11 protein-coding genes, 2 pseudogenes and 2 riboswitches are annotated in these 15254 nt (G+C 73.8%); of the genes and pseudogenes, 2 read left to right on the top strand and 11 right to left on the bottom strand.

Annotation, left to right across the window (positions count from 1 at the left end; all coding sequences use genetic code 11):
* Window positions 1-77 precede the first annotated feature (77 nt).
* Both MB828_RS05225 and MB828_RS05220 read right to left on the bottom strand, forming a co-directional pair.
* Window positions 78-1019 (bottom strand): pyridoxamine 5'-phosphate oxidase family protein, encoded by a 942-nt coding sequence (locus MB828_RS05225; protein WP_301647124.1) that lies wholly within the window; start codon window positions 1017-1019, stop codon window positions 78-80.
* A 4-nt stretch (window positions 1020-1023) separates the two neighbouring features.
* On the bottom strand, window positions 1024-1716 hold the full coding sequence (locus MB828_RS05220) for a hemerythrin domain-containing protein (RefSeq protein WP_301647123.1): 693 nt from the start codon (window positions 1714-1716) through the stop codon (window positions 1024-1026).
* 157 nt (window positions 1717-1873) lie between these two features.
* Here MB828_RS05220 and MB828_RS05215 point away from each other — a divergent pair, with 157 nt between their 5' ends.
* Entirely contained in the window at window positions 1874-5236 is a 3363-nt protein-coding gene (locus tag MB828_RS05215) for a BTAD domain-containing putative transcriptional regulator (RefSeq protein ID WP_301647122.1), read from the top strand.
* Window positions 5237-5330: 94 nt separating this feature from the next.
* On the opposite strand, the gene pgm is transcribed toward MB828_RS05215, so the two are convergent.
* From pgm to MB828_RS05170, 9 genes and pseudogenes are all read right to left on the bottom strand, one after another.
* Complete coding sequence (gene pgm, locus MB828_RS05210) at window positions 5331-6971, bottom strand: phosphoglucomutase (alpha-D-glucose-1,6-bisphosphate-dependent) (protein ID WP_301647121.1); 1641 nt, start codon at window positions 6969-6971, stop codon at window positions 5331-5333.
* A gap of 140 nt (window positions 6972-7111) precedes the next feature.
* The gene (locus tag MB828_RS05205) at window positions 7112-7891 is read right to left on the bottom strand and encodes an ABC transporter ATP-binding protein (RefSeq protein ID WP_301647120.1); all 780 of its coding nucleotides are present in this window, start codon (window positions 7889-7891) and stop codon (window positions 7112-7114) included.
* Entirely contained in the window at window positions 7888-8901 is a 1014-nt protein-coding gene (locus MB828_RS05200; RefSeq protein WP_301647119.1) for a FecCD family ABC transporter permease, read from the bottom strand. Before MB828_RS05200 ends, MB828_RS05205 begins: the two co-directional genes overlap by 4 nt.
* Window positions 8898-9965, bottom strand: coding sequence for an ABC transporter substrate-binding protein (locus tag MB828_RS05195; protein WP_301647118.1), 1068 nt, complete (start codon window positions 9963-9965; stop codon window positions 8898-8900). Before MB828_RS05195 ends, MB828_RS05200 begins: the two co-directional genes overlap by 4 nt.
* Before the next feature lie 54 nt (window positions 9966-10019).
* Window positions 10020-10195, bottom strand: a riboswitch (cobalamin riboswitch).
* A gap of 91 nt (window positions 10196-10286) precedes the next feature.
* Window positions 10287-11042, bottom strand: coding sequence for a CbtA family protein (locus tag MB828_RS05190; protein ID WP_133022924.1), 756 nt, complete (start codon window positions 11040-11042; stop codon window positions 10287-10289).
* Between the two features lie 22 nt (window positions 11043-11064).
* On the bottom strand, window positions 11065-11286 hold the full coding sequence (locus MB828_RS05185; protein ID WP_046732744.1) for a CbtB domain-containing protein: 222 nt from the start codon (window positions 11284-11286) through the stop codon (window positions 11065-11067).
* A gap of 39 nt (window positions 11287-11325) precedes the next feature.
* Window positions 11326-11466: riboswitch (cobalamin riboswitch) on the bottom strand.
* A 169-nt stretch (window positions 11467-11635) separates the two neighbouring features.
* On the bottom strand, window positions 11636-12694 hold the full coding sequence (locus tag MB828_RS05180) for an enoyl-CoA hydratase/isomerase family protein (protein ID WP_301647117.1): 1059 nt from the start codon (window positions 12692-12694) through the stop codon (window positions 11636-11638).
* Window positions 12695-12914: 220 nt separating this feature from the next.
* A pseudogene (locus MB828_RS05175) lies at window positions 12915-13232 on the bottom strand (hypothetical protein); the annotation flags it as partial.
* A gap of 152 nt (window positions 13233-13384) precedes the next feature.
* Window positions 13385-13669, bottom strand: coding sequence for a hypothetical protein (locus tag MB828_RS05170; RefSeq protein ID WP_301647116.1), 285 nt, complete (start codon window positions 13667-13669; stop codon window positions 13385-13387).
* Between the two features lie 266 nt (window positions 13670-13935).
* Between MB828_RS05170 and MB828_RS05165 the strand changes: the two are divergent.
* A pseudogene (locus tag MB828_RS05165) lies at window positions 13936-15080 on the top strand (winged helix DNA-binding domain-containing protein).
* Window positions 15081-15254: the final 174 nt, after the last annotated feature.

Below are 15254 nucleotides of genomic sequence, written 5' to 3'. Positions count from 1 at the left end.
CTCCGGGCCGCTCCCGGGCCGCTCCCGGACAGGGGTGGCCCGGAGGGGCCGGAGGCGTCAGGGGCGGCGCGGAGGGGTCAGGGCCGGCGCGTGTCCCGCGCCAGTGCCCTGAACTCCTGCCACTGCACGCGTGGCCGGGACAGGCCACGCCGGGACAGGTAGCGGTCGGTGGCCCGCTTGGTGCTGCGCAGCACGCCCACCGCGTCACTCACGCGGCCGGTGCCCATCGGCTCCACCACCTTGCCCGGGACCAGCACCGGCCCCCCGTCGCCCGTGCGCAGTTCGCCGGGCACGAGCACGTTGTACATGTTGTTCAGCCGCTCGTCGTGCCGGTGCCCGAGGAGGGAGGCGGGGCCGGGTGCCGCCGGGCAGTCGGCCGGCACGGCCACGGCGAAGCCGTCGGCGGTGGGCACCGGCCGGGTCCTGGCCAGCACCGGCGCTCCGGACGCGTCGCGCGCGGCGAGCACGGCCGTCGGGAACCGGGCGAGCCGCGCGGCGCCCACCAGCCCACTGGCCGAGGCCAGTGCCGGCGCCGGTGTCCGAGCCGGTGCCGGTGCGTCGGACGCGGGCAGCGGCGGCCGCACCACGACCTGACGAGGTGTCACGGTGATCAGCAGCCGCAGGTAGTACCAGTCCATCAGCGGCCGCATCGGCGCCGAGAGGTACGAGCGGCTGTGCGGCTGGCGTTCGAACAGCATCCGCCAGTACTCCTCGGCGCCCTGGGGGCCGGTCATGATCTCGTCGGGGCACTCGGCGTGTCCGCCGACGAAGATCTGCGGGGGTGCGGTGCGGCCGCTGCCGGTGGGGTCGGAGAAGAGCAGGGCGACACGGCCGTCCCTGCGGATGTTCAGCGCCTTCTGCGCGAACGCCAGGGAGGTGCTCAGCAGCAGGGTCCCGTCCGGTCGGCGCCACACGGCCGTCGGCCACACCACGGGGGTGCCGTCGCGGCCCAGGGTGGCGAACTCGCAGGTGCGGTAGGAGTCCTGGACGTCGAGCGGGGCGGAGTCGAGTACGGACACCGGGCTACTCCCCGGCCAGCGGCGCGCGCATGCGGTCGCGGTAGGCGGCGTACTGGCGCCGGCCGACGGCCCGCCACAGCAGCCTGCCCACGAGCGGGGCCTTGCCCAGGAAGAACGCGCTCTCCTCGGGAGTCGCCTCCTCCAGGATCGCGCCGAGTGCCAGCAGGCGCTTGTTCTTCGGCAGCCCCTCCAGGCCGCGCTCTCCGACCAGGTCCCACTCGGCGACGGTCAGATGCTCGGCGACCAGCGGCAGCAGCGACGTCTCCTCCTCGTCGAGGTGGACCAGGAGCGCGGTGCGATGCGCCTCCAGCGCCAGGGCCAGTTCCTCACCGGAGATCCGGTCGGCGGACCTCTCCCACACCGGCGTCCACTCCGCCACGGCCGCCAGGGTGCGGTCGATGGCCTCGTGCTGCTCGGTCATCCGGTCCACCAGCGCCTCGTCCCGTGCGGCCCGGGCCCTCAGGAGCGGCCAGATCAGCTCGTCCTCGGCGTGGTGATGGTGGTGCAGGCCCATCGTGTAGTCGCGCAGGGCCCCGAGGACCAGGGCCGCACGGGCCGTGTCGCCGTCGGGCACGGCCCGCACCAGCCGGGGCAGCAGCGCCGACTCACGGCGGAAGACCCGGTGGACCACGACCATTTCGTGGGTATGAGGACGCTCGGCGGTGGCCGGGGCGCCGTGGCTGCTGTTGAGGGACACGCTTGCTTGCTCCAACGATCAGGTGTCTGTGTTTCGACCGCCCACCGTGCCGCACCCCACTTGGCGTCCGCTTGGCGCTCGTCTTGGCGTCGCGCGGTGCGCCGCGTTTATCGTCCGTTGACAGCATCGACGCGGTGCTCGGGTAGATTTCCGCGGCGTGCTGCGTTTGCGAGTCCTGGGTCCGCTGGGTGCCGAAGTCGCCGGAAGTCCGGTCGAGTTGGGTGCTCCGCGACAGCGTGCCGTGCTGGCGCTGCTGATCGCGGCCCGGGGCGGTGTCGTACCGGTCGAACGGATGGCGGACGCGCTGTGGCGGGGTGCGCCGCCCGCCAAGGCGACCGTGTCGCTGCACGCCTACCTGTCCAATCTGCGCCGGTCCCTCGAACCGGACCGGGCGCCGCGCGCCCCGGCCACCGTCCTGGTCACCGCGCCACCCGGATACGCCCTGCGGGTGGCCGGGGACGCCGTGGACGCCTGGCGGTTCGAGAGCCGGGTCGGGCGGGCCCGTGGCGCCTCGGCCGAGGAGGCCCGGCGGCTGCTCGCCGAGGCGCTCGGCTGGTGGCGCGGCCCGGCCTTCGCCGAGCACGCGGACGAGGACTGGGCCGCCGCGGAGGTGGCCCGGCTGACCGGGCTGCGCACCGAGGCCCGCGAACTCTCAGTCGCCGCCGGCCTGCGCACCGGCCGGGCGGCCGAGGCCGCGGCGGACGCCGAGTCGCTGGTCCGGGAGAGTCCGCTCCGCGAGGAGGGCTGGCGGCTCCTCGCGCTCGCGCAGTGGGCCTGCGACCGGCAGGCCGACGCGCTCTCCTCGCTGCGCCGCGCCGCCGCCGTGCTGCGCGGTGAACTCGGCTGCGATCCCGGGCCCGCGCTGCGTGACCTGGAGCATGCCGTGCTCAACGGGCGGCTCGACGTGCTGCGCGCGGCCGTACCGGAACCCGCTGCCGCCGTCCTGCCCGCGCGCACCGGGCGCGGTCTGTTCGTCGGCAGGGCCGCGGAACTGGGCGCGGTGGAGGCGGCCGCCGCGGTCGCACGGCAGACGGGCGGTGTCGTCCTGGTCACCGGCGAGGCCGGGGCGGGCAAGTCCGCGTTCCTCGACCGGGCGGCGGAGCGGCTGCGCCGGGCCGGCTGGCGGGTGGTGATCGGCCGCTGCCCCGAGTACGAGGGCGCGCCGCCGGCCTGGGCCTGGGTGGAGGCGCTCGGCGCGCTCGCCCGTGAGGTGCCGCCGGACCGGCCCGACGAACTGGCGGTGCTGCTGCGGGAGCCGGAGGGAACCGCCGGCAACGGTCGCGAGGAGGCCACCGGCCGTCCCGGGGCGCCCGGCCGTGACGAGGCGACCGCCGGCCGGTTCCGGATGCACCGGGCCTTCGCGGCCTGGCTGCGCGCCGCCGCCGCGCGGGCGCCGCTCGCCGTGCTGCTGGAGGACCTGCACCGCGCCGACGCCGAGACCCTGGCCCTGGTCGAGGCGGCGGCCGCCGTCACCGGCGTGCCCCTGCTCACCGTCGCCGGGTACCGGCCCGCGGAGGTCGGCGAGCACCTGCTGAAGACCCTCGCCCAGCTCGCCCCGGCCGGCCCGCACCGGATCACGCTGGGCGGGCTGCCGCCGCGGGACACGGCCACCCTGGTCGACGCCGTCTGCGCGGCACCCGTGGATCCGGTGACCGTGGCGGCCCTGGCCGAACGGACCGGCGGCAATCCGTTCTACGTCCTGGAGAGCGCCCGGCTGCTCGCCGACGAGGGTGCCCTGGTGGCGGTCTCCGAGGTCCCCCAAGGCGTGCGTGACGTACTGCGCAGACGCCTCGCCCTGCTGCCCGCCGCCGCCCGGTACGTCGTCCGGCTCACCGCCGTGCTCGGTCTGGAGGCCGAGGTCGGCCTGCTGGTCGACTTCGCCGACGCGCCGGAGGAGGAGGTCCTGGAAGGGCTCGACGGCGCGCTCGCCGCCGACCTGCTCGCCGAACCGGGGCCCGGTCGGGTCCGGTTCGTGCACGCCCTGGTCCGCGACACCGTGTACGCCGACCTGTCCGCCGCCCGGCGGGCCCGGCTGCACGCCCGTGTCGCCCGGCTGCTGCGCCGCCACCGCCCCGGCGAACTCGCGGCGCTCGCCCACCACTTCGCCCGCTCGGGGAGCGCGGCCGACGCCCCGCTCGCCGTCGACTACGCGCTGCGGGCCGCCGAGGCCGCCGAGCGGCGCTACGCCCATGACGTGGCCGTCACCCTGATCCAGCAGGCGATCGACACGCACACCGCGGTCACGGGCGCCGACACCCCGCCCGACCGGCTGATCGAGCTGCTGGTACGGCTGCTGGGCGCGCAGGTGCGCACCGGGGCCACGGACGCCGCCCGGCGCACCCGGCAACGTGCCGTGGAGCTTGCCGAACAGGCCGCCCGCGGCGACCTGGTGGCGGCCGTCTACGGCGCCTGGACCGAGCCGGCGCCCTGGCGCAGCCGTCTGGAGGGCCCGTACGACCGGACCACGCTGGCCCGTCTCGAACAGCTCGCGGCCGATCCGGGGCCGGACGGCCCGACCCGCGCGCGTGTCCTCCAGGTGCTGGTCGACGCGGTCGCCGCCGAGGACCCGGCACGGGCCTCGGAGGCGGCCCGGGACCAGCTGGCGCTCGCCCGCGCGGACGGTGAACCCCGGCTGCTGGCCGCCGCGTTGATGACGTCGGCGCGGTTGCTGCCGCACGAGACGCGGGCCGCCGAACGGCCGCTCCTCACCGCCGACCTCCGGGCGCTCGTCCGCGCCCACGACCTGCCGGCCTACCGCTGGGTGTGCGAGCATCTCGACTCGATGACCGCGGGGGCCCGCAACGACCCCGCCGCCGTGCACCGGCACACCGCGGAGGGACTGGCGCTGGCCCGCCGCTACCGGCTGGTCTGGGCGCAGGGGATCAGTGCCGCGACCCGGGCGATGCTGGCCGCCGTCGGGGGCCGGTTCGAGGCGGCGGAGGCCGACTACGCCGAGGCCGACAGCCTGCTCCAGCGGGTCGGCGCCCACCATGCCACCGGGCTGCGCACCCTGGGGCTGATCAGCATGCGGCTGATCCAGGACCGTACCGCCGAGATCGAGCCGATGGTCCGCGCCGTGTACGAGTCCGCGGGCGGGCCGGTCGCCGTGGCCCACGCGCTGGTCCTGGCCCGCCTGGGCAGACTCGACGAGTCCCGGGCCGTCCCGGTCGCCAGGGAGCCGTTGCGGGACCATCTGTACGGCCTGGAACTCGACTTCCGTGCCCAGCTCGCGGTGCTGCACCGGGACCACGAGGCGGCGGCCGCCCTCGTCGGGCACCTGGTCCCGCTGCGCGGGCAGCTCGCCGGGGCGGCGGGCGCGGCGTACGCGTGCCGGCCGCTCGCCCACGCCCTCGCCGATCTGCACCGGCTGCTCGGCGCGGACCGGGAGGCCGCCGAGGCCTATGCGCTGGCCGAACGCACCGCGCACGCCTGGGGTTCGGTCCACCTGGCCACGAGCGCCCGCCGGGCGGCGACGGACCTGACCGAGACCCGGTCACGCCGCCGCACCTTCGCGACCTGACCGGGCGGCGGTCGCCGGTCGGCGTCGCGGATGCGGGGAACGTGAAGGAGGGTCTGGCCGACGCTGTGCGCCGCCGCCCGGAGGACGGGAGGGGTCAGTCGCCGAGGGCCGCGTTCACCACCGCCTTGGCCTCCTCCTGGACCCGGGTGAGGTGGTCGGGGCCCTGGAAGGACTCGGCGTAGATCTTGTACACGTCCTCGGTGCCGGAGGGGCGGGCCGCGAACCAGGCGTTCTCCGTGGTCACCTTGATGCCGCCGATCGCGGCCCCGTTGCCCGGGGCCTCGGTGAGCACCGCGGTGACCGCCTCGCCCGCCAGGGTCGTGGCGGTGACCTGGGCCGGGGAGAGCTTGGCGAGCAGCGCCTTCTCCTCGCGGTTCGCGGGGGCGTCGATACGGGCGTAGGCGGGTTCGCCGAAGCGTGCGGTCAGGTCGGCGTAGTGCTCGGACGGCGTCCGGTCGGTGACGGCCGTGATCTCGGAGGCGAGCAGGGCGAGCAGGATGCCGTCCTTGTCGGTCGTCCACACCGAGCCGTCCCGGCGCAGGAAGGACGCGCCGGCCGACTCCTCGCCGCCGAACCCGATCGCGCCGCTGACCAGTCCGTCGACGAACCACTTGAAGCCGACGGGCACTTCGACGAGCCGGCGGCCGAGGTCGGCGGCGACCCGGTCGATCATCGAGGAGGAGACGAGCGTCTTGCCGATCCCGGCGTCCGCCGCCCACTGGTCGCGGTGGCGGTAGAGGTAGGAGATGGCGACGGCCAGGTAGTGGTTGGGGTTCATCAGGCCGGCGTCGCGGGTGACGATGCCGTGCCGGTCGGCGTCCGCGTCGTTGCCGGTGGCCACGCGGTACTCGTCGCGCTTCTCGATCAGCGAGGCCATCGCGTACGGCGACGAGCAGTCCATCCGGATCTTGCCGTCCCAGTCCAGGGTCATGAACCGCCAGGTGGGGTCGGTGTGGGGGTTGACCACGGTGAGGTCGAGCCCGTGCCGTTCGGCGATCCGGCCCCAGTAGGCGACGGAGGCCCCGCCGAGCGGGTCGGCGCCGATGCGCAGTTCGGACGCCCGGACCGCGTCGAGGTCGAGGACGCTGGGCAGGTCGTCGACGTAGACGCCCATGAAGTCGTACCGGGCGGTGGTGTCCGCGGCGAGCGCGCGCTCGTACGGGACGCGCCGCACGTCCTTCAGGCCGCCCGCGATGATCTCGTTGGCGCGGTCCTGGATCCAGGAGGTGGCGTCGGAGGCCGCGGGGCCGCCGCTCGGCGGGTTGTACTTGAAGCCGCCGTCGGCGGGCGGGTTGTGCGAGGGGGTGACGACGACGCCGTCCGCGAGACCGGTGGTCCGGCCCCGGTTGTGGGTGAGGATGGCGTGCGAGACGGCCGGGGTGGGCGTGTAGCCGTCGGCGCTGTCGATCAGGACGGTCACGCCGTTGGCGGCGAACACCTCGAGGGCGGTGACCTTGGCGGGTTCGGACAGGGCGTGGGTGTCGGCGCCCAGGAAGAGGGGGCCGTCGGTGCCCTGGCCGCTCCGGTACTCGCAGATGGCCTGGCTGGTGGCCGCGATGTGGTCCTCGTTGAACGCGGTCGCCAGCGACGATCCGCGGTGCCCCGAGGTGCCGAACGCCACCCGCTGGGCGGGGTCGGACGGGTCGGGGTGCAGCGCGTAGTAGGCCGTGACCAGCCGGGCCACGTCGACGAGGTCCTCCGGAGCCGCCGGCCGGCCCGCTCGCTCATGCGGCATGAGTCCATTCCTCCGCTGTCGTTGCTCGATCGATCACCTCCCATCTTTCCTTGTCAACGGGGGCGGACGCGAGTGCGGCACCGGCCGGTCGGCAAAGACACGGCCGGTTCACGGCCGGTTCACAGCGGCCGTGGCCGGCCTCACGGCCCGGTGCCGGGCCGCGTGCGCAGGAAGCGGATCACCGGGTGGCCGTGGCCGGCGCCGACCTCGGCGTGCACGCCGTAGACCTGTCGGATCAGGTCGGGGGTCAGTACCTCGCCTGGGGTGCCCTCGGCGACCGCCCGGCCCTCGCGCAGCACCAGCAGCCGGTCGCAGTACATGGCGGCCAGGTTGAGGTCGTGCAGGGCGACGACGGTCGTGACGGGCAGGCCGGCGACCAGCTCCATGAGGTCCAGCTGGTGCTGGATGTCGAGGTGGTTGGTCGGCTCGTCGAGGAGGAGTTCGCGGGGCTGCTGCGCGAGGGCGCGGGCGATCTGGGCGCGCTGGCGTTCGCCGCCGGAGAGGGTGTGCCAGGACTGCCCGGCCCGCTCGGTCAGGCCCGTGCGCTCCAGCGCCGCCGTCACGGCCTCGGTGTCGGCGGCCGTGGCCGTCGTCCAGGCGCGGCGGTGCGGGATGCGGCCGAGGGCGACGACATCACGCACGGTCAGTTCGGCCTGGGTGTGGGCGTGTTGTCCGACGGTGGCGATCCGGCGGGCGGTGGCGCGGCGGCCGGTCCCGGACAGCGGACGGCCGTCCAGGGTGACGACGCCGGAGGTGGGGGCGAGCACCCCGGCCAGGAGTCTGAGCAGGGTGGACTTGCCGGAGCCGTTGGGCCCGAGCAGTCCGACGGTCTCGCCCGGGGCGGGGGCGAGGGTGATGTCGTCGACGACGACCCGGCCGTCGGTGCGGCGCCGGACGCGGTCCGCGCGCAGGCCGGTCATGCCGTCCGCCGGCCGCGCAGCAGGACCGCCACGAAGGCCGGTACGCCGACGAGGGACGTCACCACGCCCACCGGGACCTCCTGGGGGTCGAGGACGGTACGGGCGGCGGTGTCCACCCACACCAGGAAGACGGCGCCGGCCAGCGCGGTGACCGGCAGCAGCCGGGCGTGCCCGGGGCCGGTGAGCCGGCGGGTGACGTGCGGCAGGACCAGGCCGACGAAGCCGATCGCGCCGGTGCAGCTGACCAGGGCGGCGGTGAGCAGCGCGGTCGTGGTGAGCAGGACGAGGCGGGTGCGGGCGACGCGCACGCCGAGGCCGGCGGCGGCCTCCTCCCCGAACGCGAAGGCGTCGAGGGTGCGGGCGTGCGCGAGGCAGACCAGGAGGGCCGCGGCCAGGGCCAGGGCGCAGGTCAGCACCTGCGTCCAGCCCGCCCCCGTCAGGGAGCCCAGCAGCCAGAACAGCACGCCCCGGGTGGTCTCGGCGTCCGCCGAGGTCAGCACGGTGAACGAGGTCAGGGCGGAGAACAGCTGCATGGCGGCCACCCCGCAGAGCACCACCCGGTCCATGCTGCCGCCGAGGCTGTGGCTGAGCACGAGGACCAGTGCGAAGGAGAGCAGCGCGCCGAGGAACGCGCCCGCCGGCAGCGACACCGCGCCGCCGCCCACGCCGAGCACCACCACGGCGACCGCGCCGGTCGAGGCGCCGGAGGAAACGCCGAGGACGAAGGGGTCCGCCAGGGGGTTGCGCAGCAGTGACTGCAACACGGCCCCGCAGAGCGCGAGTCCCGCCCCGCACACGGCGGCGAGCAGGGCGCGCGGCATCCGCAGGTCCCACACGATGCCGTCCCTGAGCGGTGCCAACCCGCTCTCGCCCAGGCCGAGATGGGACCCGACGGACGCCCACACGTCCCCCGTGGAGATGTCGGCGGGGCCGATGGTCACGGCCACGGCGATCGACCCGAGCACCGCGGCCACTCCCCCGCCCGTCAACAGCAGGGCGCGCACGCTCACTTGACGAGCCCGAAGGCGCGCAGCCCGGCGGCGACCCGCTCGATCCCGTCGACCGTGCGGATGGACGGGTTCATCGCCTGCCCGCTCAGCAGCACGTACCGCTTCTCGCGCACCGCGGCCAGGTTGCGGGTGGCGGGGTTGGTCTCCAGGAAACGGATCTTGGCCTTGGCCGTCTCCGCGGTCTGCTGCCTGCGGGTGAGGTCACCGAGGACGATGACGTCGGGGTCGCGGTCGGCGACGGTCTCCCAGTTGATCTGGGGCCACTCGTCATGGGTGTCGGCGAAGGCGTTCTCCGCGCCGACGGCACGGGTGATGGCGCCGGGCGCGCCGCAGCAGCCGGCCAGGTAGGGCGACTGGGAGTTGGCGAACCAGTACATGAGGGAGACACCGGAGGCGTGCAGCCCGGCGGTGGCCGTGCTGACCCGCTTCTTCAGCGAGGCGACCAGTTTCTCGCCGCGCGCTTCCACGCCGAACACGCGGGCCAGGTCGCGTATCTCGCCGTACACCGCGTCGAGGGTGAGGGGCCTGCGGCGCGATCCGTCTCCGCCGCTGTCGTTGTCCTTGCCCTCGGAGCAGTCGGCGGGTGAGACGTACGTCGGTACGCCGAGCTTCTCGAACTGCTCGCGGGTGGCGACGCCGCCGGTGCCGAGAGTGGCGACGAAGGAGGCGGTGACGAGGTCGGGTTCGGCGGCCAGGACCTTCTCGAAGGAGGGGTTGTCGTCGGCGAGGCGCGGCACGGACGCGTCGGCCTTCGCCAGGCTCTTCGGCACCGGGTCGGTCCAGGTGGCGGTGCCGGCCATGCGGTCGGCGAGGCCGAGCGAGAGCAGGATCTCGGTGCTGCCCTGGTTGAGGGAGACGGCCCGCCTCGGGGGCGACTTCAGGGTGACCCGGTGGCCGCAGTTGTCGACGGTGCGCGGATAGCCGTGGCCACTCGCCTGCTCCCGCCCGGCCTGGCCGGTGGAACCGCACGCGGTGAGCAGCAGGGAGGAGGTCATGAGCAGCGCGGGGGCGCGGAGGAACACGGGGGCGCGGAGCAGCGCGGGGGCGCGGAGGAACACGGGCATGCCTCGGGGGTCGGGGCTCGTACGCGGAGCCTGGCCTGCGGACGTCACTTCGCGCTCGGCGCGAAGGTGCCAGCAGGTCTTCGGACTCGGGTTCGTCCGGTCGGGGCGCCTTCCCGGTCTCCCAGTGGCGTCTTGCCCCGCCCGTCCCCCTCACCGCTGCGCGTCAGCTCCGGATTCGCACCGGATTCCCTGACCACGGATGTGGCACGACTGGCCCCACCAGGCTATTCCAACGCGGCGGGGGCAGCGGGGTCCCAAGACCCGACGGAGCACACGAGAGCCCCGGACGGGTCCGGCGGGCCCTCGTGTGCCGGAGGCCGGTCAGCGGGCGGCGGGGACGGTCCGTCCGGCGGCCGCGGCCTTCGCCGGTTTCGGGTTGAGCTGCCGCTCGGCCAACTCGCCGAACAGCAGGCCGAATCCGCCCCACAGCACCACCTGGATGGCGAGCGCCGAGAGCCGGAACCGCCACAGCAGGGTGGCCGGGAAGTCCTTCGGGACCTCGTTGACGGCCGGCAGGAACTGGTACGCCAGCCCGACGGCGACGCCGAACGCGGCCACCGCGAGCACGGTCGCCCACCAGGTGCCCAGACGCGGCCGGAGCCGCTTGCCGAGGAGGGTGGCGGCGACCGCCAGCAGCACGCTGAGCAGCATCATCAGGAAGTACAGCGTGGTGCGCTTGCCGATGGTGTCCGGGTCACCCACCGACGGCGGGTTGGCCGGGTACTTGAGGAACGGCACCACGTACACGGCGAGCAGCGCGCAGCCGGACAGCAGCAGCGCGGTCGGCCGTGGGCCGAACCGGCCGACCCGGCCCAGGGCGAAGCAGTAGGCGAGGGCCGCGATGCCGCCGAAGGACACCCCGTAGACCAGGACACCGGTGGCGAGGCCCGCGGTGGACTGGAGGGAGCGGGAGACGACCTCCATCTCGTGCTCGTGCGCGTGGGCGTCCTCGAAGCCGATCGCCTTGTCGACGTTCGGCTCACCGAGCAGGTAGGCCACGACCAGGGCGAGCACGCCGGCGGCGAGGCCGGCGAGCATGCCCCGCACCAGGAGGTTCCGGACTGTTGCGGAGTTCATGGGCTGGACGGCGTCCCTCGCGTCAGTGGCAGGGGAAGCCGAGCAGGTGGCGGGCGTCGTGCACCCACTCGTGGACGTCCGTGCCGCTGAACACGGAGGTGGCGCCCTGCTCGGCGCCGACGAAGTAGAGCAGGACGAGCATCAGGATGCCGAAGAAGACCGCCCACGGAGCTATCGCGGACAGCGGCAGCTTGGCGGGGACGACGGGGGTGGTTGCTGTCGGCTGGGCGACGGTCTGCGCCATGGCAGAACCTCCTCTGGGAGTTCGCGTCCCATCTCGGTGGTGCACACAGGACGACAGCCACGGGTCTGACTCACAAGGGCCCGGAGGCTCTTGCATACAGTGGCGCGACCGTGCCGGATTCCCACCGGCTTCCGTCTCGCTGTCGTCGATACCGGACAGACCGTACCGCGTGTCGGAGGACCGGCCAAGACCGCGTCACCTGGCGTGATCTTCCTCTCGCCGCTGGTGCACGGCCGGCGCCCGGCGAGTTCCGAGCCTGGCCGGGCCACGGAACGGCCCAGTCGAGGCCCGGAACGGCCCGGCCCGGCCGGGCCACGGCACGGCCCGGTCGAGGCCCGGTGAGGGTTCGTCAGGGTCGTGCGAGACCCAGTTCACGCTCGCCGAGCGGGGCGAAGTGCCGGTCGACGTCGGCGTCGGTGACCTCGGTGAGGGTGGCCGGGGACCAGTGCGGGGCGCGGTCCTTGTCGACGACCTGGGCACGGATGCCCTCCACCAGGTCAGGGGTGCTGAGGGCCGCGCAGGACACCCGGTACTCCTGGTCCAGCACCTGCTCCAGCGAGCCCAGTCGCCGGGCCCGGCGCACCGCCTCCAGGGTGACCTTCAGGGCCGTCGGCGACCTGCCGAGCAGGATCTCCGCCGTCTCCTTCGCCGCCGCGTCACCGTGGGCGGACAGCCGCCGGACGATCTCCTCGACGGTGTCGGCGGCGTAGCAGGCGTCGATCCAGGCGCGCTGGCCCCCCAGTTCGCCTTCGCCGCCGGGCACCGGCCCCGCCCAGCGGGCCAGCGCCTCGGCGACGGGCAGGCCGGCGAGGTCGGCGAGGAACGCCGGGACCGAGCCGGACGGCAGGTAGTGGTCGGCGAGTCCGCACAGGACGGCGTCGGCGGCGCCGATCTGGGCCCCGGTCAGGGCGAGATGGGTGCCGAGTTCGCCGGGGGCGCGGCCGAGCAGGAAGGTGCCGCCCACATCGGGGACGAAGCCGATGCCGGTCTCCGGCATGGCGATCCGGGAGCGCTCGGTGGCGATCCGGACGTCCCCGTGCGCGGAGATCCCCACCCCACCGCCCATGACGATGCCGTCCATGACGGCGACGTACGGCTTGGGGTAGCGGGCGATCCGGGCGTTGAGGTGGTACTCGTCGCGCCAGAACGCGGCCGCGGCGGAGCCGTCGCCGTACCGGGCGTCGTCGTGGACGGCGCGGATGTCGCCGCCGGCGCACAGGCCGCGCTCGCCCGCGCCGGTGATGACGACGGTCTCGACGGCCGGGTCGTGTTCCCAGGCCGTCAGGGCCTCGGCGATACGGGACACCATGGCGTGCGACAGCGCGTTGATGGCCGCGGGCCGGTTCAGGATGATGTGCGCGGCCCGTCCCTCGACACGCAGCAGGACGTGCTCTCCGGGGCCTCTCACCCGAACACCTCGGTCAGGCCACGGACTTCGATGACAGCCATGGTCTCGACGTTTCCTTCCAGCAGCTGATGCCCACAACACTCACCAACGATCTTCTCGCACCCACCCCCACCCCCCACCCCCGGCCCTCACCGTGCCGACAAGCCTGTGCGGCCGGTGCCAAGCGGCAGCAGCCTTCTGAGACGGCGGCGGCGGTCGCAACGAGTCGAGCCCGATTCATTCAGGCTTCGCCACCACCACTGCGGTCGTGGCCGACCCCGCGGGTCCACAGGGACAGATCACTACTCGTCGCTACGGCCAGGCTCTGCCCGGAGGACGAGAATCCGACGGCTCGGAGCCCGGAGCAGTTGAAGTGGAAGATGTGCCACCATCGCTCCCAGCTCCCCTCGGCAGTGGTGTGCGGTCCGCCCCCGAACAGCCCGGCGATGCGCACTCTGCTGCCGGCAACCGGCCCCAGACCAGGGCACGACAGATCGGCGTCCGAGTCGGGGAAGCCGTCCTCTGGAGCGGGGTCCCGGTCCCGGGCAATCCTCTTCCCCCACTGACCGCGGGTGCTGTCTTGGGTTCGGGGACTCAGTGGCCGCACGTCTTCGCTGTGATGAAGGCTCTGGCCGGGCGATTCGGGGACGACGGAGTCCGCTTGGTCGTGGGGTTCGACTGACCGCGCGGAGCCTCACGGAGCGAACGCTGTCATGCGGAAGCCACCACCTCGCCCGCCACCACCTCGGGAGGGTTGGGAAGCAGTGCCGCGAGGTTGGCCCGGACGAAGTCCGCAGCCCTCGAGATCGATTCCTCGGCACCGGCCCGGTCCCGGAAGACGCTGGTCGAGACCATCACTCCGTCCCCGGCATCGATCCAGTAGTAGGCCACGAAGCCGGAGACCTGACGCATGAGCGGCACGAACCCCTCGTTCACGAGACGTGCCGCCTCGGCCGAATCGGTCACCCCTTCGTACCGCCGGACTGCTGCGTACATCCCCGAGCTCCTCACGGTGTTCTGGGTCCGTCCTGTGCTGAGACGACGTACCCCTGCGACGGCTGTGCGGCTCGTGAGGCGTCCGGCAATCACCTGAAGGGCCGCCTTGGGCGATCCGAACGGCGGCCGCCGACCCGGCCGCACGGCCCTCCGCGCGTGCCACGAGACGCCCTCGACGCGGAGCAGAGCGGCCTGGGCCACCGCTGGCGCGGTCCTCGAACTCGGCTCCGCCGACTGCGACTGGCGGGTGGAGACATAATCCGGGCGTGACACTCACTCCCCGGCAGCTCGCCCTGGCCACCCTGGACCGTCAGCTCCTGCTCGAACGTCAGCGCCTCGACGTGGCGGAGGCTGTTCGCCGGATCTGCGCCGTCCAGGCGCAGGCGCCGGCGTCACCGTATCTGGCGTTGTGGAATCGCGTGCGGGACTTCGCACCTGCGGATCTCGACGCGGCGTTCGCGAACCGCCGCATCGTGAAGGCAACCCTCATGCGGATCACGCTGCACGCCGTCCACGCCGAGGACTACGAGCCCTACCGCGCCGCGATGCTGAGCACTCTGCGGGCGTCGCGGCTGCATGACAGACGTTTCGCGGCGACAGGACTGGCTCCCACCGACGCTGACGGACTGCTCCCGAAGCTCGCCGGTTTCCTGGAGCGGCCCCGCACCGGCGCCGAGGTGGAGGTCGACGTCACGGGGACGTTCGGCGAGCACGCGCACCGGGTGTGGTGGGCACTGCGCACGTACGCGCCTGTGCATCACGTGCCGACGGGCGGACCGTGGTCGTTCACACAGCCGAACACCTACCGCGCCTCCCCGGCGGACACTGGATCCGCTCCACAGCAGGCGGACGCCGGGGTCCAGCGGCTGCTGCTCGCCTACCTACGAGCGTTCGGGCCCGCGTCGGCCCAGGACTTCGCCCGGTTCACCCTGCTGACGCGGCCCGCGATAGCCCAGGCGCTGAACGCGCTCGGCGACCAGGTGGTACGGGTGGCCGGGCCGGGCCGGGCCGGGCCGCCCTGTTCGACCTCGTGGACGCCACCGTGCCCGCCGAGGACACCCCGGCGCCGCCGAGACTGCTCCCGATGTGGGACAGCACGCTCTTGGCCCACGTCGTCCCCGGCCGGGTCATGCCTGAGGCGTACCGCCCGCTGGTCGTCCGGCGCAACGGCGACGTGCTGCCCTGTCTGCTCGTCGACGGGCAGGTCGCCGGAGTGTGGCGGGCGACTGACGGCGGCCTGGAGCTGACCGCCTTCCACAAGCTCGGCAAAACCGCGTGGCGAGGTCTGACGGAGGAGGCAGAGAGACTGTCAGCCCTGCTCGTCAACCGTGACCCGGCTGTCTACCGGCGTTACGGACATTGGTGGGACAAAGGACTACCCGCAGTCGAGCGCATGACCGTCAAGGCCTGACCGCACCGCCACGCCACATGCCTGCCCGTTTCAACCGCAGGCACAACAGCAACTCGAACTCCGTTCTCGCGGGGCCGCCAGGGCAGCTGAAGCAACTCGTCCAGGACTACGTCACAGAGGCTGCCGCCAGCAGGACGGTCGTGGTCCGTGAACGCGGCTTGGTGGCTCATGTCA

The sequence above is a fragment of the Streptomyces arenae genome (assembly GCF_022343545.1).
Taxonomy (GTDB): Bacteria; Actinomycetota; Actinomycetes; order Streptomycetales; family Streptomycetaceae; genus Streptomyces; species Streptomyces humi.
Note: the sequence above shows the minus strand (reverse complement) of the source record. Positions and strands in the feature narration are given on the sequence as shown.

Coding starts and splice junctions, on each gene's coding strand:
- MB828_RS05195 (WP_301647118.1), bottom strand. CDS start 9,965: ATGCCCGTGTTCCTCCGCGCCCCCGCGCTGCTCCGCGCCCCCGTGTTC.
- MB828_RS05185 (WP_046732744.1), bottom strand. CDS start 11,286: ATGGCGCAGACCGTCGCCCAGCCGACAGCAACCACCCCCGTCGTCCCC.
- MB828_RS05190 (WP_133022924.1), bottom strand. CDS start 11,042: ATGAACTCCGCAACAGTCCGGAACCTCCTGGTGCGGGGCATGCTCGCC.
- MB828_RS05205 (WP_301647120.1), bottom strand. CDS start 7,891: ATGACCGGCCTGCGCGCGGACCGCGTCCGGCGCCGCACCGACGGCCGG.
- pgm (WP_301647121.1), bottom strand. CDS start 6,971: ATGCCGCATGAGCGAGCGGGCCGGCCGGCGGCTCCGGAGGACCTCGTC.
- MB828_RS05170 (WP_301647116.1), bottom strand. CDS start 13,669: ATGTACGCAGCAGTCCGGCGGTACGAAGGGGTGACCGATTCGGCCGAG.